The organism is Streptococcus sp. DD10, from assembly GCF_001578805.1.
Lineage (GTDB): Bacteria > Bacillota > Bacilli > Lactobacillales > Streptococcaceae > Streptococcus.
In genome coordinates this window covers 103279-125112 of sequence record NZ_KQ969157.1, presented here as the reverse complement: position 1 = coordinate 125112, position 21834 = coordinate 103279, and the positions used below count along the sequence as shown (strand labels likewise).

The window sequence follows — 21834 nt, the reverse complement described above, 5'->3', positions numbered from 1 at the left end:
CAAAAGTTGATTGGTGTCTAAGAAAGGACATTGGGCTAATTTCTCAAAAGTAGCTTGATAGAAGCTAGGAGTCATCGTCGCTTCGTAAAGGTCTTCTCCATGAAATTCTACTACACTACCATTTTCAGCAATAAAAATCACTTGATGGCGAACCTCTGCAAACATCTCCGTGAGTGACAAAAGTCCTCGACCAGAAGCCACTGCAAAATAGATTCCCTTATCTTTAAGAGTTAGTAACAGTTTTTTTAGTCTCTCCATATCAAACTGACCTTTTCCATCAAGAAAAGTACCGTCCATATCTGTTGCTAATAATTTTATATTCATCTCATATACTTTCTATATCGGTAAGTTTTACAGAGACCAATTTAGAAACGCCAGATTCCTGCATCGTAACACCATAAATAGAGTCTGCTGCAACCATTGTTCCTTTACGGTGGGTGACCACTATAAATTGACTACTTTTGTCAAATCGGTTTAAGTAGTCACCGAAACGTTTCACATTTGCCTCATCTAATGCTGCCTCTACCTCATCCAAAATAACAAATGGAATGGTCTTAACACGAATAATGGAAAAGAGTAAAGCAAGGGCGGACAAAGCCTTCTCTCCTCCGCTCATAAGGTTTAAAGACTGAATTTTTTTGCCTGGTGGTTGTACAGAAATCTCAATTCCAGCTGTCAACAAATCACCATCTGTTAATAATAAATCTGCTTGACCACCGCCAAACATCTGTCGGAAAGTTTCCTTAAAAGACTCTCGAATAGCATCAAAACTAACTTTAAATCGTGCTTTTACTTCATCATTCATCTCAGAAATCGTGCTTAACAGGAGCTCCTTTGCAGATAGAATGTCTTCTCGCTGACTATTCAGAAAATCCAGCCTTCCTTTGACCTCATCATACTGAGCAATTGAGTCTAAATTGATCGGTCCTAACTGTTGAATACTTCTCTCTAAATTCTTCACTTCCTGTTCAGCAAGTGAAAGATTTTCAATAGCTTCCGCTTCTTGTCTAGCTTCGTCAAAACTCATCCTGTATTCTTCAGACAAACGATTTTGCATCTGCCGTAAATGTTCAATCAAGCGATCTCTGACTGCTTCTTGTCTTGTTTGCTGACGAATATAGTCCTCGTTTTGATGTCGGATTCGCTCCAGTTGCGTTTCCAAGTCCTCTCCCTGACCTTCTAGGTCTTCTAACTCAAACCTTAATCGAATTATGGACTGACTAAGCTTCTCCTTTTCTTCCTGAGCTTCTAGGATTTGTTGTTTGAGTTGGTCCATATTCAATTTCTCTGACTCGACTTCTGGCTTCAAAAGTTTTTCCAGACTTTCGATCTGCTCTTTCACTTCTTTGGCTTCGATATCTAAACGCTTATATTCCATCTGAGAAAACTGCAACTGATTGGCTAATTCAGCCTGAGACAGGCGACTCTCAGAGACTTGTTCTCGAAGGAGAGCTACTTTTGATTCTACTTGGTCTTTGCTAGAACGTAGTTGTTCAATTTGTCCCTGTAAACTTTCTTTTTCAGAGTCAATTTTCTGCAAGCGTTTCTCATGGTTCACCTTCCTCTCCTGCAAGGTTTCCAGTTCACCTTCTTCACTATTCATTAGCTGAATTTTTTGAAGCTCTCTTAACTCCTCTGTTTCCTTACAAGCTTGCTCATAAGATAATCGAGTTTTTTGTTCAGCCAGACGAATTTCTTCACCCTGATTTCGAATTTCTTCTAATCGTTGATCAGCATGATAAAGCTTAACTTGCAATTTTTCAACTACAGACTCCTTGACACGTAATTCTTGATTAATAGTTGCGATATCCTCTTTAAGACTATCCAATTCGGGCTTTATGAAGGTAGAATTTTGATTACGGTTGCTCCCCCCCGCATAAGATCCACCTGTACGCAACTCTGTCCCATCCAATGTCACAATACGTACCTGATAACGGACTGATTTGGCTGCTTGACGAGCGTTTTCTATCGTATCAAAAACTGCTGTACTACCTAATAAATTTTCAAAAATAACGGTTAGTTCATTTTCAAAACTTACAAGTTGACTAGCTAACCCAAGGTAACCTTTTGCATTTTCGATACTGGTCTGATAATGATCGGCTAATTTCCTTGGTTTAATCGTCGTAAGAGGAAGAAAGGTTGCTCGACCTGCCCTACTTTTTTTCAAGTGTTCAATCGCTCGAGTTGCCGCATGTTCATCTTCTACAATGATATACTGACTACTTGCCCCTAGCGCTACTTCCAAGGCAATCTGATAACGCCGATCAAAATTGAGATGTTCACTAACAACACCAATAATACCACGAATTGTTTCAGCTTGCTGCAGAACGGAACGAGCTCCTGAATAAAGATTGCTGTGACTCTTTTGTATATTTTCAAGACTATCCACACGGGCTTGTTTGCGTTTGAGTTCATCTATTATATCGAACATCTGGGCTTGCTCAGTTTGATAGTTTTCCCTCAAAGTCCCAACTTGACTCACTTGACTCTGATACGCTGCTAATAAGTTCTGCAGTTGAACTTCCACCACATCTAATTCTTCTTGAGCAATTCGTTCTTTCTCCTGAGCATCCTTGAGATGAACCTGTAAATTTGCAACATCTGCTTTTTGAGTTTCTAATTCTTCCAAGTAGCGATCAATTTGGTTTTGTAAAGAAGTCACTTGGTTCGTCAATTCTGCCTCTTCTTGCACCAAATGAATATAGGTTTCTCTAAGATGCTCAATCATTTGATCAGGAGAACTGGAATAAGTTGCTAATTGTTTTTCTAGACTTTCAGTTTCCTGTTTTTGCAAATTGACATCATGAGAAAGAGTTTGAATACTAGTCTCTTTTTCCTCTAGCTGTTTACTAATCCGTAAACGTCTTTTTTTCAAGATAGACAGTTGCTCTAAACGTTCTTTTCGACTGCTTTCAGCTTGAGATTGTTCCAATTCTTTGCGATCTAATCTTCTTTCTAAATCACTGATTAAACTTGTTAAATGCAGTAGTTTTTGTTGATAATCTTCTTGCTGACTCTGTGCTTGTTGCCGTTCTTTTTTGATGCGAACATGGTCTCGTTCAAGAAGGTCACGTTTTTGATAATAGTCCTTTAATTCTTCTTGCAGTTTTGACAGTTCTTCTTTAGCTTTTTCTAAAGATTCTTTATCTCTTAGTATTTTAGCTACTAATACATTTAATTGTAAACTCTTTCTCTTATTATCTATTTTTAAAAATTCTTTAGCGGTTTGAGACTGCTTTTCTAGAGGTTTAATTTGCGTTTCTAACTCATAGATGATGTCTTCAAGACGATCCAAATTATCCTGTGTTTGACTCAGCTTGCTTTCTGTTTCTTTCCGTCTACTTTTATACTTTAGAACGCCTGCTGCTTCTTCAAAAATCGCCCGTCTCTCATCAGGTTTTGAATTAAAAATTTCTTCCACACGCCCTTGTGAAATAATTGAAAATGAATCTCGACCTAACCCTGTATCTAAAAAGAGATTATGAACATCTCGCAAACGAACCTTACGACCGTCAATCTTATATTCACTGTCACCAGTACGATAAATCTGTCTCTCCACGCGAATTTCTGAACCAGCTTCCTTGATAAACCCATCGCTGTTGTCCAAAAGAACCATCACCGACGCAAAATTGAGGGCTTTACGCGTTTCCGTTCCAGCAAAAATGACATCCGGCATCTTTCCTCCCCGCAAGCTCTTAACGCTGGATTCCCCCAATGCCCATCGTAAACTTTCCGTTATATTGGATTTTCCTGATCCATTTGGCCCTACGACTGCTGTTACACCTTGGTCAAAAATAATTCTTGTCTTATCTGCAAAGGATTTAAATCCTTGGATTTCTATTTCTTTTAAGTACATTAGAAAGTGCCTTTCTTGATGGCATTTTCAGCGGCTTTTTGCTCAGCTAATTTTTTAGACCGACCTTTTCCTTGCCCAATTTCTTTCCCATTAGCTTTTACCAGCATGGTAAACTCTTTTGCATGTGCAGGACCTGATTCATCTAGCACATGATAGGAAATTTGAACATCCCCATCCACCTGTAAGAGCTCTTGTAGCTGTGTTTTATAATCCTTAACACGCTCAAAACTTCCTTCCTCCACTTTAGGGATAACCAACTGGTAAAGGAAAGTTTTGACAACTTCAATGCCTTGATCCAAAAATAATGCACCTAAGAAAGCTTCAAAGACATCCCCTAAAATGGTATCTCGATCGCGTCCACCAGACTTTTCTTCTCCCTTCCCTAGCTTTAGATGAAGAGGAAACTGAGCTACACGCGCAAAACCAGCTAAACTTTCCTCACGTACAATCATAGATCGTAGCTTTGAAAGATCCCCCTCAGGTTTAGTTGGGTAAGTGTTAAATAAATAATCTGAAATAATTAATTGCAGAACAGCGTCTCCTAAAAATTCCAAACGTTCATTATGTGAAATTTTTAAGAGGCGATGCTCGTTTGCAAAAGAAGTATGAGTAAAGGCAGTTTCAAGTAAACTAACATCTGAAAAAACGATATCAAATTGTTCTGCCAACTGTTCTTGTAATGATTGCATTTGCTGACCTTTCTATACAAATAATACCCCCTCATTATACCAAAAAAGAAGCACAAACGCACTTCTTTTCTGTTTTATAACTCAGGAATGCTTGCTTCCTATTTATAAATAAAGTTACTCTTAGCTGGATTAAAAAAGTACATCAGAACTAAAAGGGTATAAATCTATTCATTGTTTCAAGTACAAAAGATTTGTAGCCTGTCTAAACCAATAGTCAATCAATTTTCAATCTCCTCTAAGAAGAATTTCTTTGTTTACACTTGATTACAAGTCTAGCAATTTATACTCCTTACGATATCCTATCTGAAGAAGTTGATTATCTTTAACGAGAAAGGGACGTTTAATCAGCATACCATCCGAAGATAAAATCTGAGCTGCTTCTGTTAGAGACATCTGTGCCACTCGTTCTTTTAATCCTAGCTCTCTGTATTTAATACCACTAGTATTGAAAAAAGTTTTTATCTCAAAGCTAGACTCTTTCATCCATTTTAATAATTGTTCTGAACTAGGAGTTTGGTGAATAATATCCACTGATTCAAATTCCAAGCCCAACTGAGTGAGTTCGCTCTTTGCCTTACGACAAGTTGAACATTTAGGATATTCGATAAATTGTAACATAGTATTCTCATTTCATTTTTGAGTAAGAGGAACAAATCGCTTAAACTATTTCAACTCCTTCAAGTTTTAACAGATAAATTTTTCGATCCACCCCTCCAGCATAGCCTGTCAGCTGGCTATTCTTCCCTAACACACGGTGGCAAGGAATAAGAATAGACCAAGGATTTCGTCCAACAGCTCCTCCAATAGCTTGTGCTGAGGAAACTTGTAAAGCTTGTGCTATCTCCCCATAATTCCTCGTTTCCCCACTAGGAATGTTTGCTAAATAATCCCATACACGTCTTTGAAAAGCTGTCCCCCTCGTTTTGAGTGAGATAGAACGAAAATCCACATTTCCCGTTTGAAAATAGATATCTAATAATCCTGCTAGTTTGTCTAATAAAGGGGTTGTTTGATTACAAACTGGATCTGTCACACCAGCTTCAAAGTATTTTTGATCAACAAACCAAATTCCAAGTAAGGCCTCATCATCAGCTATTAGAGATAACCTCCCGATTGGAGATTGGTAGTAACTACGGTATAGCATTATTTTGCTATTAATCGAACGCGAACAATATTTTCGTCAGCTTGAAAAGCATCTACAAGCATTTCAATCTTTTCAAGATCCGTCTCATCTAAATCAAGCAAGGTGTATGCATAGTCACCCTTGGATTTATTGATAATATTGTCGATATTAATATTATGGCTGCTGACTGCTGTTGAAATTTTAGCAACTATATTAGGAACATTTTTATTAATCAACGTGATTCGAAATGGCGCAGATAGTGACTGCTCTACTGTTGGGAAATTCACCGAGTTGACAATTTCGCCAGTTTCCATAAAACGTCGGATTGTTTGACCAGCCATAATAGCACAATTTAACTCTGCTTCTTCCGTTGATCCTCCTACATGTGGAAATACGGTAACATGAGGCTGTTTTAACAGTTCCTCTGTCCCAAAATCCGTTACATAATGTGCAATCACACCCGTTTCAATAGCTTCAAATAAAGCTTGGTTATCCACCAATTCACCACGAGCAAAATTGATAATGGTTGTTCCTTTTTTCATTAATGAAAACGCTGTTTTATCAAAGGTATGACGAGTACTGTCAGTAAGTGGAACATGAATCGTGATAAAATCACTTTTCTCAAAAATATCTCGTAACTCTTGTACTCGCTCAACATGGCTTGAGATATTCCAAGCAGTCTCAATAGAAACATATGGATCATATCCAATTACTTTCATCCCTAAACGTCTCGCATCATTGGCAATACGGGCCCCAATAGCACCCAGTCCAATAACCCCTAGTGTTTTACCTGCAATTTCAGTTCCTGCAAATGCTTTTTTACCAGCCTCAACTTGCTTAGGCACATCTTCACCAGTAAGCGTATTAACCCACTCGTTTGCTGCAATGTAATCACGTGCCGAAAGAAGAAGGGAAGCCAATACTGCTTCTTTTACCGCATTTGCATTCGCTCCTGGAGTATTGAATACAACAATTCCTTCTGCAGTTGCTACCTCAATTGGAATATTATTCGTCCCTGCACCCGCACGAGCAATGGCTTTCAGATTACTTGGTAATTCTCGACCATGCAAATTTTCACTACGGATAATAAAAGCATCTGGATTTTCAGCCTTATCACCATCAATTTGAAAAGCATTTCCTAGTTCTTTTAACCCGATTTGATTGATATTATTAAACGTCTTTACACTAAATACCATTAATTTCCCTCTTACATACTATGATAATCTGGCTCATCTATCTCTCGGTAGAGAGCTTTTTCAGTTCTTTTTTAATTTTTTGATAAGCTAGGCGTTCTCCATCAATTGGCACTTTGCCACAGTAAACGTAACCTAATTTCTCTAAAATATGCTGCATGGCCTTGTTTTTCTCATGGGTATCACAACGAAAATCCTGACCTTCAGTCCCTTCAATCAAGGCTTGTAAGAAAGTCTGCCCAATTTTTTGTCCTGTAAACGAGCTATCTACTGCAATTCGATGAAACGTTATATACCGATGATGATGATGCTTCCAATCGCCCTCATAAATCTGTTCATAAGCCGGCTCAGTACCACTAATAACAGCTGCATAGGCTACAATATGACCCTCAACAATAGCTATGTAACCTTGTGCTTTCAAAATATCCTCAAAAATATCCTCTTCTCTTGGATAGCCATCTTCCCCCTGCCATTGACTACTTCCTGCAATTGCTAAACTTTTTCTAGCACTCTCTATCACCTGCATGATAGAAGCCACTTCATTGGGAAATGCTAAGCGAATATCCATTACTTGTTTTCCTCTTCAAATTTCTTCATAAATTCTATTAAAGCCTCTACCCCCTCAAGTGGGAATGCGTTATATAAACTTGCACGCATGCCTCCTACACTACGGTGACCTTTGATATTCTTAAATCCAGCTGCATCTGCTTCTTTATTAAATTTCGCATCCAATTCTTCGGATGGGGACACAAATGGGATATTAGCTAAGGAGCGATCTTGAGGTTTTTTCACAGGACTAGTATAGAAATCAGACTGTTCAATAAAGTCATACAACAAACCTGATTTTATCCGGTTTAGACGTTCCATTTCATCTACTCCACCTAAACGCTTGACATGTTCAAAGACCAGCTTAGCTATATAAATTCCATAAGTTGGTGGCGTATTATAAAGAGAGTGATTTTCTGACTGTATCCGATAGTCTAGCATACTTGACAAGACCGGATCTTCATTTAACAAATCTTCACGGATAATAACAATAGTCACACCTGCTGGTCCAATATTTTTCTGGGCACCCGCATAAATCATCCCAAAATCAGCTACACGGTAACGCGCGGCAAGAATATTTGAAGACATGTCTGCTACAATAGGAACACCATTAGTGTCTGGAAGTTGATAAATCGCAGTTCCTTCAATTGTATTATTAGTGGTTAAGTGCACATAAGATGCAGATGGATCGATATCTTCTGTTGGGATAACTGGAATATGGTCATATACTGAACTCTCAGATGAAGCTAATAAAATCGGCTCAAATGGAATTGTCTTAGATAACTTCACTGCCTCAGTATAGGCTTTTTTCCCCCAAGAACCTGCAACAATATAGTAGGCTTTTCCGCCTTTTGCTAAGTTCAAAGGAATCATAGAAAATTGTGTGGAAGCCCCACCTTGCAAGAAAAGAACTTTATAATTATTAGGAATTTCCATTAGTTCTCTCAAAAGAACTTCAGCATCCTTTATGATAGCATCAAACTCCTTGGAGCGATGGGACAACTCCATAACACTCATACCTGAGTTTGCATAGTCCAAAAACTCTGCCTGAGCTTTTTTTAGTACTTCCTTAGGAAGAACAGCAGGTCCTGCTGAAAAGTTATAGATTGTCATACCCGACCTCCAAAAATTATTTTTAATATTGTAACACAAAATTCATAAAAATACCACTATTTCGCCAGGCCTTATTAAGCTAAATAGAAAAACAAATAGTCCGTTCAACTGAATACCTAGAACCCTGATAGAATCAAGTACCCTTACTAAATAGTATGAAAATCATCTACCCCATGTATAAACATACATCTCTATGTGCTGTGTAAAACAATACGATTCAATGGTCTTAGTTTTAAAAATAGGAAACTTTATCTAAGTATGCTATAATAAAGAAAATACCTGTATTTCAGTCATCATAGAATCTTTTAACAGGTTCAATATTTTAATATTTATAGGAGTATTCATTATGCACCGTCCTACATTTGGAAATAAAGAAGAAAATGTTCATTATGTCAATCGTTATGGAGTTTATGCAGTCATTCCAAATCAGGAAAAGGATCGTATTATCCTTGTTCAAGCACCAAACGGAGCCTGGTTTCTTCCAGGTGGAGAAATCGAAAAAGGCGAAGAACACCTAAAAGCTCTTGAACGGGAATTACTTGAGGAATTAGGTTATAGAGCAGAGATTGGAAATTATTATGGTCAGGCAGATGAATATTTTTACTCCAGCCATCGTGATACCTACTACTATAATCCTGCTTATCTTTATGAAGTCACTCGCATAACTGATAAACAAGCTCCCCTTGAAGATTTCAATCACCTTGCGTGGTTCTCAGTTGATGAAGCCATCTCGAAACTAAAAAGAGGTAGTCACAAGTGGGGAATTCAGCAATGGAAAATTCAGCATAATCTTTAAATTTCAACCTACAATTTCTTTTTAACATTTACGACTCATTAAAACTAAAATTTTAGCACTTCCTTCTTACAAATTCTAGTTTTAAAGTGGTATAATAGATATATATAGAAAATTCAGGAGGAAGATTTATGAAGCTTATAAACAATACAAACAGCCACCTAGCTCTTGTGCGCAATCAACTTGAAAGCACGGATGCTATCCTAGTTGAAACCTACTCAGCAGGAAACACCGATGTTGTTTTTACTCAAGCACCTGCGCACTATGAATTGCTGATTACCAATAAACACCGTGCCATTCGTGAACAAGAAGTTGAAAAAATTCGTGAATTTTTCCTAAAACGAAAAGTCGATATCTCCACTGTCGACCAAGCCAATATTAAAACAATTTATTCAGATAAATTAATCGAAATCTCTTTTCCAATTATAAAGTAAACCTGATCATTTTTATACTTCATTGATAGAAAGAAAACATTTTTTCAATGATTAGAAAATGACTGACACCTCCTAAAAACTCTATCACTACTGAATGAGTATTCTCATGACAGAACTGATGGAGTTTTTTTGTTAATGAGGATAGACTTCAGTATAAACCACATAGAGATTTTCCAATCATCTGCTTGAGTAATCTAGGTAGAGGGTTGGAAATACTAAAACAAAAAAACCTACTAGCTTCTCCATTGGAACATCTTCTGGAGACACTAATAGGCTTTATTTTAGTGATAAAAGGTTGTAGATAGTTGTTTCTTTTATTTCCATTTAAGATTAAACAGCCTGGCTTAGGGTTCTACTAGCTTAAAATTGACACAAGACTCTCACTCGACTCATAAGAAATTACAAGAAACAATTCCAAAAATAAACTGATATCTAAACCATCAAATATTACTTGTCTGAAGCAACATTAAAATGAGGGTTACTAGAAAGAAAGCGATGGAAACAAATAAACTAGCTACTTTAACGATACGATTCGAACGCCAATAACTTGGTTGCCCAATATTACTGGTTGTATCATTTCCCAACGTTTGTGCTTGCCTCGGTTGAATTGTAATTAAAATAATCAATGCGAGAGAAATTAAAAGAGCAAGGATAGCTAATATTTCAATAAGTGTCATTCGAGCCTCCTAACCAATAATCCTAAAGAGTGTGAAGAGAAGACCAATGAGAATAACCAAACCTAGACTGACACTAAAAAAAGTTGAAATACGTTCAGCACGCGTTTTCTTTTCTTTTTTGGGAGGTTTACGCTTTAATTCATCCATTCTTCCTTCAATGTCCTTATAAAAAATATCATCTTTTTTTGTAGACATTAGAGACCTCCTAAAAGTTTATCTAATTCCGTCTTAAATTTTTTCTCGGTTATTGAGTTCGCCTGTTTTTCTTGTAAACGTAACGCTGAATTAAGTTTTTGTTTTCCTGATAAAGTATCCTTAATAGCCTCCAGCAATTGCGCTCCTTGATCAACAGCAAAAATATGCTCTTTTGCAGTATAAAAACGATTGTGCGAAGTATTCTCAAAAGCATAAATCGCTAAATGATTATCAAATGCACGACGAACAATTCCATTTACTTCACCATAATGGTTAATATCTAAATAAATAGGCATTTGTTCTAACAGCTTGGAAATCCGTGTTTGGTTGATATTTTGATAGAGAATAGTGTTTTTATGGCGAACTAAACTCATTAATTTTGGTGACATTTCTGTCAAGGCTGCAATATGAAGTTTTACTCCTGGTAGATTTTCAGCTAGGTAGTCAATTTGCTCAATTTGATCAGAATTAGTAAGTACAAAGACTTCTTGACTGAGCACACTTGGGCTTACAAAATCGTAAATATAACCAAGCTGTACCAATTTATGTGCTTGTTCCTTTGGTACTAATTCTTTCAATCTTAGATAGGTTTCTTCATTCGGAACAACAATCCGTTTTGCACGCAAATGATCATTCTCCAGAATTAAATTCATATTTCCTGGAATAGTATCTTGTATAGGTTCTTGCCAAATTAGGATGTCTGAACCACCATCAGCAGGAAGCGTGAAGGATAAAAGGAAGGATTGAGCCAAAGTATTAAAGAAAATATGATCTAAATTAAATCCATTTTCCTGTAGGAAATAACGGAAGAAATCCGAACGTGACTTGAAGATCTTCATCCCTTGATTCTCCAACGTAAGGATGACATCACCAGTCACATGATTTTCTACGATTCTCTCCACTCCGTTTGTAGTAAAATAACTCGTTATGAGTTGCTGATTTTCCGAACTGAAGGTTGTTTGTGCATAGTGATTACCATATTTGTCATAGTGATCTGCCAAGCGAACTTGGCCATTCTCATCAAGCCATTCAACTTTTTCAACCACTCGCTTGTTACTTGCTTGGTGAAAAGAAATTTTTGCACGCTCTTTTTCATAACTCATAACACGAGCAGATTGATTATTACCTAAAATTTCCCAATAAGCAGGCACCTGAACTTCGTTAAAGTAGCGCCCACGTGCTTTTTCTTTTTTATTATCCAAATAATATGTAAATGGGGAAATTACATCCTCTGGTAAAAATCCATTTGGTTCAAGAACAATGCTAGGATGATTATATCCAGCCGCATTTAAGGAATGGTGTAAGTCCTGTGTCGTTTGGGAATAATTATCAAATAAATTAATCATGTAAGACCTCCTGGATTAGATTAGACCAAGCTTCCTCAACATGCTTGGTAAGGAATTTCTCAGCTTCTTGATAGGATGCTTGATGCATTGATGTTATTTTATTTTCCTTATAGGTTTCTACAATTTTTGCAGCAAACTGTTCAGCAATGCGATCAATTACATGATCTGAAGAACTTGGAAGCAAGAAACCATTCAGCCCATCCTTAACGAAGGTCTGATTACCATATGGGACATCAAAACCGATAATGGGCAATCCTGAACCAATAGCTTCCATGAGAGTTAAGCCGAAACCTTCACTAGTTGAGGCCGATAGATAAACATCATATTCTGTGTAGATATCTGTCAAGTCAGCATGTCCTTTTAGCGAAATATAGTTTTCCGCACCTTCAGACTGAATCATTTCTACTATTTTTCCTTCTTCGCCACCTTTACCATAGATATCAAAAGTAATGTCTGGCAATTCTTTCTTAGCTAGAGCGACTCCTTTAACAAGCCAGTCAATATGCTTTTCAGCAGCAAGACGTGAAGCGGTAATCATCGAAAACGGCTTTCGCTTACTTTCCCCTTGACCGCGGAGTTGGTCTAAACTTCCTACAGGAATTGTATAAATAGCTGGTTGATGGGAACTATATTTCGCAAATTGTTGACTTAAAACTTCTTTTTGACGTTCCGTTGCTACTACGAAAAAATCTACCTTATCAGCATTAGTAAACTGATAATCATAATAGTTATTCCAAAGAATATGATCCTCATCAACAGAGTTGGCTGAATAATGTTCTGCATGAACAACTACACCTAGATGAGCTTTTGTAGCTTCTTCAAACACTGCTTGACCAATACCTGTTTCTCGATCAAGAATAACTATATCTGATTTTGTCAAGTGCAATGTCTGCATGAAATACTTAACCAATGCTTGCTTACCATAGAGCCACTGATCCTTGAAACGGTAGATTTCTTGACTGTCAGTTAGAAGCATGTCATAAGCCGTCGAGCCATCTTCATTATAAAAACGACGTTGAAAAAGAGTTGCCTGATTATTTTTGGGGATAAAATACTCGGTACAATAACGCGTGTAAGAGTAATAATCTTTACGAATCAAAACACCACGTGAAACAAATTCTGCTCTCTCTACAAAATCTTCATTTTCATTTCGAAGATAACATGTAATAAAAGTATCTTCTTGTTCATAAAAGAAGCGAACAATCTTTCCATCCCGCTCTTTACGACTTAATACACCATCATAAGATGCTTCTACTTGGTCTAAACTATAACTAGTTGGCGCAATCTTGATATCAGTAAAGTGAGTATATAGCCAAATGACTTCATTATCTTGAAAGCCGATATTTGATGTGAGATGTTGAATATTGTCTGCCAATATCATGTCCATAAAGACGAACTTCGCAGGTTGATGAATATTTCTCAGAAGATTAGAGCGATAAGCTTGGGCATACTCCACACCACTACTTGCCCAACCAATACCTAAATTTAAATTATAGACGGTCATATAAGACTCCTTTTCTTATTCACTAATCCTACTTAAAGGCAGAACCTATTTAAGTAAGATTTTCTTTCCTTATGGGAAGTGCATAATAACTTCACCTTTTTTATTAAGTTCTACAGAACTAAGTAGGAGATTGCGGACGATTTGTTCCTTGATACGATAACTCATACGATCATAAGCACTGTGGGATTCTTGGTAAAATTCAACTAAAGGATTGCGTTGGTTAGAATATTGTGAAGCTAAAGCTGTACGAAGCTGTTGCAAATAGTCTACTTGTTCAATCCAATTTTCATCAATCGATTTTAGAATTGCAACTCGTTGAAAGTTTGAAATAACTTCCTTAGCTTGAAAAATATCATTCTTATAATCCAACTCACGCTTCGCTAAATCCCATAAAAGCGCAGCAATAGCTTTCGAGTTTGTCACATCAAGTCCTTCTGGAAGAGTTTCCATATGGTAACTAAAATTATCTAAAATATAGCGATACAAAGCTGATGGATGGTGATAGAGCTTATTCTTAGATACTTTCTCGATAACCTCTGATAAAATCCCATCAATTTCTTTATCTAATTCATCCCCCTGCTGTAGCATGCGATTTCGTTCAGCGTACACTCGTTCTCGCTGAATATTCATACTTTGTGCATACTCAAGAGTCATCTTTCTAGATTGACGACCAGAACTTTCGCTTGTTCTCTGAGCTTTTTCTACTATATTTTTAAATTTACGATTTTTCAAAATTTTTGGTTCAATTTGAACATCATCCACAGAATAGTTTTTATAGTAATTCTTGACCCAGGCTGGACCAAAATTTTTAACTACATCATCTTCAAGTGAGATGAAAAATTGACTCATCCCAGGATCTCCCTGTCGCCCAGAACGTCCACGAATCTGCAAATCAATTCGCTGGTTTTCCATACGTTCTGTACCAATGACAATTAACCCTCCCAATTCAGCTACACCTGGACCTAACTTTATATCTGTCCCACGGCCCGCCATGGAAGTGGCAACAGTAACTGCTCCTAGTTGCCCAGACTCAGCAATGATTTGCGCTTCCCTTGCAGCGTTATTTGCATTTAGCAGATTATGAGCAATACCCTCTCTTAAGAGTAAAGAAGAATAGATATTCGACATCTCAACTGAACCCGTGAAAATCAAAAGAGGATTTCCCTTTTCATGATACTCCTTGACATATTCAAGAGAAGCAAATACCTTCTCAGGTAAGGTCACAAAGAGTTGGTCTGGCAAATCTTTTCGAATACGTGGTCGATTAGTCGGGATACGAATAACATGCATATCATAGGTGTCTAGTAATTCCGCTTCAGCAACTTTACCAGTTCCTGTCATGCCACTTATCTTTTTAAATTTACGAAAAAGACTTTGATAAGTGATAGACGCCATAGCCCTAGTTTCTTGCGTCAACGGAACACGCTCTTTTGCCTCAATCGCTTGATGAAGGCCGCCCTGTAAACGAGTTAATTCCATCAAACGTCCCGTTGACTGATCCAAAAGGACAATTTCAGGCCCATCATCCGTTTGTCGAACGATATATTCCTTGTCCTTTGTATAATTTTTATGTGCTTGTAAAGCTAGATATATATGACGAATGAGATCTTTATTTTTCGTTTCATATAATTTTCCTAAATTAAGAAAACGCTCTGCACGTTTCGCTCCATCTCTCGTCAGCCAAACCTGCTTTTTCTCTGCATCATACTTATAATCCCGTTCTTCCTCAAAAGTTAGAATTAGAGTATCAATAATGGAATACATATTCGACTGAACCCGAGGAGCTCCTGATATAATCAAAGGGGTTTGTGCAGAATCAAGTAGGATAGCATCTACCTCATCAATAATAATATGGTTAAATTCTGGTAAATATTGTGATTCCGCAGAGGATGATAAGTTTTCGGTCAAATAATCAAATCCTAATGCTGCGTTCGTTGTATAAATAATGTCAGAAGCGTAAATAGCTCTCTTTTCTTCAGGTTCAAGTTGCTGATTTTCCTGTTCAGCAATAGGAACTCCTATCGACAAACCTAAAAATCGATAAACTTGTCCCATCTCTTCGGCATCTCGTTTAGCTAGGTACTCATTTGTAGTAACTAAAATAACCCCTTTGCCTGATAAGGCATTTAGATACACTGGAAGCGTAGCAGTCAGCGTCTTTCCTTCTCCTGTATTCATCTCCGCAACATCGCCCTGATGTAGGACAATCCCGCCCATAACTTGAACCTCATAAGGAAACATCCCTAAGACACGACGATCAGCCTCACGTACAACAGCAAAAGCCTCTACCATAATATCATCCAAGGTTTCACCACTGGCAAGTCGTTTCTTGAACTCTTGTGTTTTCGCTTGAAGCTCTTGATCAGAGAGAGCAAGCATTTGGGGCTCCAGTTTATTAATCTGTTTTACTATCTTTTTTAATTTTCTAACTTTCAGAAAGTCCACTGGTTCCTCCCTTCTCTTCCTCTACTTCTTCTAATAACAAAGAATGAAAATCCATCTCCGTTACTCCTGCACTCATTAGACTAATACTATAGGTATATGCTTCTTCTGGATAGGTAAACTCCAAACTATCATTAATAGTAGCAATACGATCAATGACTTCATCAAAACGATTTTTAAAAGCAACTTCAACTAAAACCGACTTCACAGGTGAAGTAGATAAAGAAATTTTCAAGTGATAAGCTTGCCCAACCCGTAAAAGGGGGAGAGCAGGTGTCGTTCGTTCTGCTTGATAGCTAGTCGCTGATTTCCACTCTTTTATAATTTGCGCAGAAGGAATCAAATCATTTTGAAACTGGATATGATCGTTGGCCAAATAGCGAACAACTGACCCATAAAGGAAGGTCAAATCAGTCGCTTGCCCCCAAAGGATCCGTTTTTCTCTTTTTTCTTTGAGTTTCATCCATACTTCCTTCCATACTTGCGTTGCAAATGTTCCTTATATTGGGTTAAGAACCACTCAATAATAGGAGCACTTGCATCGTTATGTCGACCTGGTCGACTCTTACTGATTATTCTAATTGGAGTATCATAAAGACGCTCTAAAATATCTGAGTAAGCATTTTGATCATAATCATCATCGCGCATATAAGCTAAAGCCAAGGTGGTATCGGTGAAATCAGCTTGTTCAAACTTCTCCCAGAAACGATGATTTAAAAGTTCAATTCCCTTCTCAGAGTTCTCTCCAATAATCAACCGCATCATGTCAAGTGACGTTGCAAACTCATCTGGACGTTTTAATTTGAGATTTTTAGCAATATCCCCTAAATTTACTAAGGGTTTCCCAACTACAATTAAATCAGGATTAAAATCGGATCCGTAGTATAATGCTCCAAACGTTCCCATAGATAAGCCTGCAAGAGTAAGTTCTCGATTATCAAAACCAAGCAAATCCAAATGCTTCTGGATAAAATCGGTAACTTGTTTTTCTAATTCCTCGCTACCTAAGTAGAAAGACCCACCTTCTAGACGAGGATCTCCAAACAGAATAAACGGTGCCCCTAGGGACCGCATCATATAAAATCCCTCAAATCCCTCAGCAGGACGAAAACCAGAGAAATAGACATTTAACGGTGGTTTCATATCTCCAGGATGGAAATAAGCAATCAGTTCCTGACGCTTGCTGTCTTTTAGAATTTCTCCACCAAGGATAAACTTCCCAAATTGATAACGCGACATCCGTTGGTGAAGATTGCCTATTTTAAGCTCACCAGAACCTCTTGCTTCAATTCTAAATGATAAATAGGCATCATTCGGAATATCTACAATCATTGCCTCTTTTAAGTCTTCCTCAGTATAAACACGTTCCTCAAAAATTTGACCCAAGTTTCCTGAAGTCAAAAGTTGCAGGTGAACTCGAATTTCACAGTTACCTATTTTTTCATACTCCAACCAGAGTTCAGATGCTGAATTCGTATAGACTAACTTATTGTAACGCCAAGAAACCAAACTACGAAAGTCTTCTCCAAAGTAACCAGATAGTCGAACAAATTGACCACCATCTAGTTCGTATTTCCCTTGAAAAGAGTGATGAACACTAATCATATTGGGCCTTAGTTTATCCCCATACTGCCCACCATAAAAGGAACGACTAATTAGATAAATCAACTCTTCTGGCTTTTCCATTGATACTGGTCGGGCCTGTAAAAGCTGAGCCAATGTCTGACTATCTGGTGTGATTGGAGTTTGCTCATTATAAAGAACTGTATAAGGCTCAATATATTTTTTTAAGTCGTGAAGACTGGTAATATTAAAGCTATCATCCAATACGAGAGCGCTGAAACTCCGTAACTCTAGTTCATCTTCTTCGTCTTCAATTCTCTCTATTAACTCTGGGATTGCTTCAGGAGTTGAGAAAAGCCAATTAATTTCTTCGGGTATTTCATATTTTTCTGCCCAATTGAAATACCCTAATTGTAGCACGAGCATTTTATCTTTTCCAGCCATTTAGCTATTTTTCAACCATCCTTCCCATTTATCTATTAGACGTTGTCCTGTGTTTTCTTGAATTTTTTGTACAGAGTAAACAAGAGATTCGTTCCAATATTTCAAAGTGTGAAGATAATATTCTACCGCTTCTGTAATTTCATCTAGACTAGATAAAATCCATCCATTTTTACAATGCTCCACATAATCAGAAGAAACCCTATTTATTTGTGGAATCCCTGCTGATATTGCCGCAATTTGTGTATAAACATCCGGCTCCTCATTTAAATCCAAAATCAACCGGGCATACTCTAATTCTTTAATGATTTCTGTCTCGTTATTAAAGTTTTTCACCTGAAAGCGATACATTACCTGCCCTTCTCCTTCACCCGGAGCTCCTTCTTCCAACAGTTCTTCTTCTTCGCTTTCTTCTACATCAGACCGATAGATCAAATCATTTGTGTCGAAATTAGACTCTATCACTTGTTGAATCAGATTATTTATTTGTTCAATCTGACTTCCAGAAGCATTATAAGTAGCAAATACCAATTCATACAATGGATTCAACGTAATTGAAGTTAAAGCTGCTTTTATCGTTGCTGGCTCAATTTCTTTCACAACATCAATATAACAGTATATTTTAGATTCTTTTTTCCGTTGACTAAACCCTAAACGTAACCGACTGTCAAATGATGAAATCTGGTGAATCTTATCATGACCAGCTTCAATTTGCAGTTCCAGCAATTTTTCTTTAGTAGTTTTTAAATCTGTCACAATTAAATCCACTTGTTCTAAATAGTTCTTAAAATCAATGTGATTTTCAACTTGATGTCGATCACGGTAAAATGATAAAATCTTTTGACTAATAAGAGCAGATTCGTTGAATATTAAATCATTGTGAATAGGGCTCGATGCTACAACCACAGTGTCTGACGGTTGAAAATTATCAGACACAAGTTGGTGAAACTTCTCCTGAATCAGTTCATCTATAGAAGAATAGATGTTTTTTGAAAAATGGCTAGTGTAATCTGGATTAACAAAAACCGTTCGATTAGTTTCTGAAAGATTCTCACGAATAATCCATTCACCAATAGGATTTAAGTATTCCTGGCAGAAGAGCATTCCTTCTTTATAGTAGAGTACACTTGAAATAAATCCTCGATCATCAATCAAATAAGAAAGGTGATTCCGTCCCTCTTTTATATAATTTATTGAGATAATATTTCCATCCGGTCCACAGTCTACATTGGCTATATGTTTTCCTTTCCTCATAACCATAATTAAGAAGGGAGTATAGATAAAATCTACCGAATCAGACCATTCAAAGTCATATAAAGACAACGGATTCATCTCTTGTTCTGATGATATCCCTTGAATTTGGTCAAAGATTGATAGATTCTCCATTTCATATAAATCTTGACGATGAAGAAAGTAGCGTAGTTGTGGCGCATAATTTAAGATAACCAAACTTGCTGGTGTACCCGTTTGTTTAAAAATACGAGCCTGATTTATCGTATCATCAAACTCTATGTGATAACTCATCCGATACCACGGAGTCGTATCTGCATGCCAGGTGCGATGATTCCCGTACCAGGCAGGTATAAAGTAATACATATCCATTCCTTTTTTATTTTTCAATTATTAGAATAAGGTCTTGTAGTTTTCATTTACTTTTAAAGCCTTAATTTCATCCTGCATTGTGAAGACCATTCCCATGAAAATCATAAACATACCTGGAACCATGGCCAAACGGAGAAGAAGCATATCCCATAAAACAGGAATCATAGGACCAGCCGCAAAAACTAAGAGATAAAAAGAACCAATCAAAGCGAATCGTGAAACAATGCGATTAATATATCGTCTCGTTGGCGCTCCAGGGTACACTTTATCGATATACTCCCCACTTTTCTCCATTTTTTCAGAAATTTCATCACCATTAACATTAATAAAAGCAAATGCAATTCCCAGCAAGAAGATCACAAAAATATAAAGGAGCAACCACGGAAGGCTTCCCATACGTAGTTGAGTCGCCCATTCTGTTGGCCAAGCTTGTCCTGGTAAAAGCCAAGCGAGAAGAAGAAGGACATACTGAGGTAGTGAAACTAGAGTCATAGCATACATAATTGGCATCCCACCAGCGGGATTTAACTTAATATCCAGATAAGAATACGTTTCAAAATCATTATGAATACCTAGGCGATTAATTGGAATCCGATATTTGCTCTTTTCAAAAATAATCGCAATGTAAAGGAAGAAAAGAGAGGAGAAAGCTATAATCCATAACCAATTAATACTTAAATTTAGTTCATTTAAAGCTGTCGCAATATCCGTTGGCATATAGAGAACCATACTAGCCAGCATAATGACAGTTGAACTCCCGATTCCCATCGAAGAGTTCAAATCAGCTAACCAAACAAGCAGAAAAGCTCCTGCTATTAAGATGACTGTATTTAGTAAGATTAAAAAAATCGTTGAAAAAGATGAAGTTTGATAAGGAAGATAAAGAGCCACCGCTAAGGCCTGAACAGCCGCAATAGCGAGAGTCAAGTACATCTTCCGTCTTTCTAAAATTTCAGTTGGTACACGATCTTGACTAAATCGCTTCGAAACTGAAAACATCCGCCACAAAAGCATCGAAGACATCCAAGGAGATAATCCAATTGAAAAAATGGTCATCCCACGTAAATTTCCTCCTGTCAGAGCACTACTTAACTGCAAAGTATTGGTCGCATCTCCCAATTGCAGCCCCTGCTGAAGATTTACAAATGGTAGAGTAACGTTAGCTCCTAATACATAAATAAAAATAAAGAACAAGGTACATAGAGCCCTTTTCATTACTGTAGATCGAAATAATTTTCGCACTTTCTTCTCCTCATTAAAAACCAAGCCGTAACATTCTATAATTTTTATTTCGGCTTGTTTAATATCCTCTTATCACTTAGTATAGTCATTTAGCTTTTAAACAGTATGCCATTGCATCATAAACAGAGTCCATGTTTCGAAGCAATTCGGTCACGCCTCTTTTTAGAACAGCCCAACTTTTCTCAATAGGATTTAATTCAGGAGAATAAGGTGGTAAGGGTAAAAAGAAATGTCCATCATTGATAGAGAGCTCATCCAGTATTTTCTTGGGGTGAAAGCTAGTATTATCCATCACGATAACATAAGGCTCACTCAAGGATGGTAAGAGCTGTGTTTTAAACCATTCAACAAAGAAAGCACTTGTCATACTATCTTTGTATATCATCGGTGCTATGAGTGTATTATTTACTTGACCTGAGACAAGAGATGTCCGTTCAAATTGGCGACCACTAATGTTGTCATAGACCTTCTCTCCTCTTGGCGCACGCCCTTTTTTACGATACAAATAAGTATCAATACCTGTTTCATCAATATAAACGACTGGAAAATTTTCCAAAGCTACTAGTGATTCAAGGTATTGGCGAACTTTTACTGGATTTTGTTCTTTATAGCTAGTTGTTTTTTTTAAAAGTGATATTTACTTGCTTTAAAGCAGCCCAAACAGAAGGAATACTGCAAGAAAAATGATCTGCTATTTCCTTCAAAAAAGCATCTGGATGTAATTCGACAAATTCTTTGAGCTGATCCAATGGGATTTTTCTTGATTTAGAGACACGTTTCTTACGTTCCAAATGCCCCTGTTCGCGCTGTTGCTTTTCCCATGTATATAACGTATTTGTACTAATGTTAAATAATTTTGCAGTTTCTTGACGTGTATGCCCCTCTTCAACGTAAGCAAGGACACGTTTTCTAAAATCAATTCCGTATGCCATATAACTAGTATACCATATACTGGTTATAAACTAAACTACTATATTCACCAAAATATGAATAATAATCTCTCCACTTTTTCTTATTATCTCATAAAAAATTACAATCTGTCCTTCTACCACAAAAAACCTCGAGAAAATTGGCA

20 protein-coding genes and 1 pseudogene are annotated in these 21834 nt (G+C 37.1%); 2 read left to right on the top strand and 19 right to left on the bottom strand.

Annotated features, from left to right (window positions below):
* From STRDD10_RS00515 to serC, 8 genes and pseudogenes are all read right to left on the bottom strand, one after another.
* Window positions 1–324 (bottom strand): HAD hydrolase family protein (locus STRDD10_RS00515; protein WP_156468573.1); only part of this gene is annotated, 324 nt, incomplete at its 3' end.
* Window position 325: 1 nt separating this feature from the next.
* Entirely contained in the window at window positions 326–3856 is a 3531-nt protein-coding gene (gene smc / locus STRDD10_RS00510; protein WP_067192160.1) for a chromosome segregation protein SMC, read from the bottom strand.
* Window positions 3856–4545: a ribonuclease III gene (gene rnc / locus STRDD10_RS00505; protein WP_067192158.1), complete on the bottom strand. Its 690-nt coding sequence runs from the start codon at window positions 4543–4545 to the stop codon at window positions 3856–3858. Before rnc ends, smc begins: the two co-directional genes overlap by 1 nt.
* 264 nt (window positions 4546–4809) lie before the next feature.
* Entirely contained in the window at window positions 4810–5163 is a 354-nt protein-coding gene (locus STRDD10_RS00500; RefSeq protein WP_067192156.1) for an arsenate reductase family protein, read from the bottom strand.
* Between the two features lie 40 nt (window positions 5164–5203).
* Window positions 5204–5689 (bottom strand): methylated-DNA--[protein]-cysteine S-methyltransferase, encoded by a 486-nt coding sequence (locus STRDD10_RS00495; protein WP_067192154.1) that lies wholly within the window; start codon window positions 5687–5689, stop codon window positions 5204–5206.
* Window positions 5689–6864, bottom strand: coding sequence for a 3-phosphoglycerate dehydrogenase family protein (locus STRDD10_RS00490; protein ID WP_067192152.1), 1176 nt, complete (start codon window positions 6862–6864; stop codon window positions 5689–5691). The genes STRDD10_RS00495 and STRDD10_RS00490 overlap by 1 nt, the downstream gene beginning before the upstream one ends.
* 11 nt (window positions 6865–6875) lie before the next feature.
* Window positions 6876–7429 (bottom strand): annotated as a pseudogene (locus tag STRDD10_RS00485) (GNAT family N-acetyltransferase).
* Window positions 7429–8520, bottom strand: a complete 1092-nt coding sequence (gene serC / locus STRDD10_RS00480) for a 3-phosphoserine/phosphohydroxythreonine transaminase (protein WP_067192149.1) — start codon at window positions 8518–8520, stop codon at window positions 7429–7431. The pseudogene STRDD10_RS00485 and the gene serC overlap by 1 nt, the downstream one beginning before the upstream one ends.
* A gap of 346 nt (window positions 8521–8866) precedes the next feature.
* On the opposite strand from serC, the gene STRDD10_RS00475 reads away from it, so the two are divergent.
* Together STRDD10_RS00475 and STRDD10_RS00470 are read left to right on the top strand one after the other, a co-directional pair.
* Entirely contained in the window at window positions 8867–9316 is a 450-nt protein-coding gene (locus tag STRDD10_RS00475; protein WP_067192146.1) for an NUDIX domain-containing protein, read from the top strand.
* A 128-nt stretch (window positions 9317–9444) separates the two neighbouring features.
* Window positions 9445–9747, top strand: a complete 303-nt coding sequence (locus STRDD10_RS00470) for a DUF1827 family protein (RefSeq protein ID WP_067192143.1) — start codon at window positions 9445–9447, stop codon at window positions 9745–9747.
* Between the two features lie 440 nt (window positions 9748–10187).
* Here STRDD10_RS00470 and asp5 read toward each other — a convergent pair whose 3' ends face one another.
* From asp5 to STRDD10_RS11710, 11 genes are all read right to left on the bottom strand, one after another.
* On the bottom strand, window positions 10188–10424 hold the full coding sequence (gene asp5 / locus STRDD10_RS00465; protein ID WP_067192141.1) for an accessory Sec system protein Asp5: 237 nt from the start codon (window positions 10422–10424) through the stop codon (window positions 10188–10190).
* 9 nt (window positions 10425–10433) lie between these two features.
* Entirely contained in the window at window positions 10434–10619 is a 186-nt protein-coding gene (asp4, locus tag STRDD10_RS00460; RefSeq protein WP_067192138.1) for an accessory Sec system protein Asp4, read from the bottom strand.
* Window positions 10619–11965 (bottom strand): accessory Sec system glycosylation chaperone GtfB, encoded by a 1347-nt coding sequence (gene gtfB, locus STRDD10_RS00455; protein ID WP_067192132.1) that lies wholly within the window; start codon window positions 11963–11965, stop codon window positions 10619–10621. Before gtfB ends, asp4 begins: the two co-directional genes overlap by 1 nt.
* Window positions 11958–13469 carry an accessory Sec system glycosyltransferase GtfA gene (gtfA, locus tag STRDD10_RS00450; RefSeq protein ID WP_067192130.1) on the bottom strand — a complete coding sequence of 504 codons (1512 nt, stop codon included), beginning with the start codon at window positions 13467–13469 and terminating at the stop codon, window positions 11958–11960. Before gtfA ends, gtfB begins: the two co-directional genes overlap by 8 nt.
* A gap of 69 nt (window positions 13470–13538) precedes the next feature.
* The gene (secA2, locus tag STRDD10_RS00445; protein WP_067192128.1) at window positions 13539–15914 is read right to left on the bottom strand and encodes an accessory Sec system translocase SecA2; all 2376 of its coding nucleotides are present in this window, start codon (window positions 15912–15914) and stop codon (window positions 13539–13541) included.
* Window positions 15895–16374 (bottom strand): accessory Sec system protein Asp3, encoded by a 480-nt coding sequence (gene asp3 / locus STRDD10_RS00440; protein ID WP_067192126.1) that lies wholly within the window; start codon window positions 16372–16374, stop codon window positions 15895–15897. The genes secA2 and asp3 overlap by 20 nt, the downstream gene beginning before the upstream one ends.
* On the bottom strand, window positions 16371–17918 hold the full coding sequence (asp2, locus tag STRDD10_RS00435) for an accessory Sec system protein Asp2 (protein WP_067192114.1): 1548 nt from the start codon (window positions 17916–17918) through the stop codon (window positions 16371–16373). The genes asp3 and asp2 overlap by 4 nt, the downstream gene beginning before the upstream one ends.
* Window positions 17919–19511, bottom strand: coding sequence for an accessory Sec system protein Asp1 (gene asp1 / locus STRDD10_RS00430; RefSeq protein WP_067192111.1), 1593 nt, complete (start codon window positions 19509–19511; stop codon window positions 17919–17921).
* Between the two features lie 27 nt (window positions 19512–19538).
* Window positions 19539–20759 (bottom strand): accessory Sec system protein translocase subunit SecY2, encoded by a 1221-nt coding sequence (gene secY2 / locus STRDD10_RS00425; protein ID WP_067192109.1) that lies wholly within the window; start codon window positions 20757–20759, stop codon window positions 19539–19541.
* A gap of 85 nt (window positions 20760–20844) precedes the next feature.
* Window positions 20845–21315, bottom strand: a complete 471-nt coding sequence (locus tag STRDD10_RS11715) for a transposase (protein ID WP_197458282.1) — start codon at window positions 21313–21315, stop codon at window positions 20845–20847.
* A 55-nt stretch (window positions 21316–21370) separates the two neighbouring features.
* Complete coding sequence (locus tag STRDD10_RS11710) at window positions 21371–21691, bottom strand: IS630 transposase-related protein (RefSeq protein ID WP_082781997.1); 321 nt, start codon at window positions 21689–21691, stop codon at window positions 21371–21373.
* Window positions 21692–21834 lie beyond the last annotated feature (143 nt).

Bases quoted from the DNA above. Each gene is read 5' to 3' on its own strand.
- smc (WP_067192160.1), bottom strand. From the start codon at position 3,856: ATGTACTTAAAAGAAATAGAAATCCAAGGATTTAAATCCTTTGCAGAT.
- rnc (WP_067192158.1), bottom strand. From the start codon at position 4,545: ATGCAATCATTACAAGAACAGTTGGCAGAACAATTTGATATCGTTTTT.
- STRDD10_RS00500 (WP_067192156.1), bottom strand. From the start codon at position 5,163: ATGTTACAATTTATCGAATATCCTAAATGTTCAACTTGTCGTAAGGCA.
- STRDD10_RS00495 (WP_067192154.1), bottom strand. From the start codon at position 5,689: ATGCTATACCGTAGTTACTACCAATCTCCAATCGGGAGGTTATCTCTA.
- STRDD10_RS00490 (WP_067192152.1), bottom strand. From the start codon at position 6,864: ATGGTATTTAGTGTAAAGACGTTTAATAATATCAATCAAATCGGGTTA.
- serC (WP_067192149.1), bottom strand. From the start codon at position 8,520: ATGACAATCTATAACTTTTCAGCAGGACCTGCTGTTCTTCCTAAGGAA.
- STRDD10_RS00475 (WP_067192146.1), top strand. From the start codon at position 8,867: ATGCACCGTCCTACATTTGGAAATAAAGAAGAAAATGTTCATTATGTC.
- STRDD10_RS00470 (WP_067192143.1), top strand. From the start codon at position 9,445: ATGAAGCTTATAAACAATACAAACAGCCACCTAGCTCTTGTGCGCAAT.
- asp5 (WP_067192141.1), bottom strand. From the start codon at position 10,424: ATGACACTTATTGAAATATTAGCTATCCTTGCTCTTTTAATTTCTCTC.
- asp4 (WP_067192138.1), bottom strand. From the start codon at position 10,619: ATGTCTACAAAAAAAGATGATATTTTTTATAAGGACATTGAAGGAAGA.
- gtfB (WP_067192132.1), bottom strand. From the start codon at position 11,965: ATGATTAATTTATTTGATAATTATTCCCAAACGACACAGGACTTACAC.
- gtfA (WP_067192130.1), bottom strand. From the start codon at position 13,469: ATGACCGTCTATAATTTAAATTTAGGTATTGGTTGGGCAAGTAGTGGT.
- asp3 (WP_067192126.1), bottom strand. From the start codon at position 16,374: ATGAAACTCAAAGAAAAAAGAGAAAAACGGATCCTTTGGGGGCAAGCG.
- asp2 (WP_067192114.1), bottom strand. From the start codon at position 17,918: ATGGCTGGAAAAGATAAAATGCTCGTGCTACAATTAGGGTATTTCAAT.
- asp1 (WP_067192111.1), bottom strand. From the start codon at position 19,511: ATGTATTACTTTATACCTGCCTGGTACGGGAATCATCGCACCTGGCAT.
- STRDD10_RS11710 (WP_082781997.1), bottom strand. From the start codon at position 21,691: ATGGCATACGGAATTGATTTTAGAAAACGTGTCCTTGCTTACGTTGAA.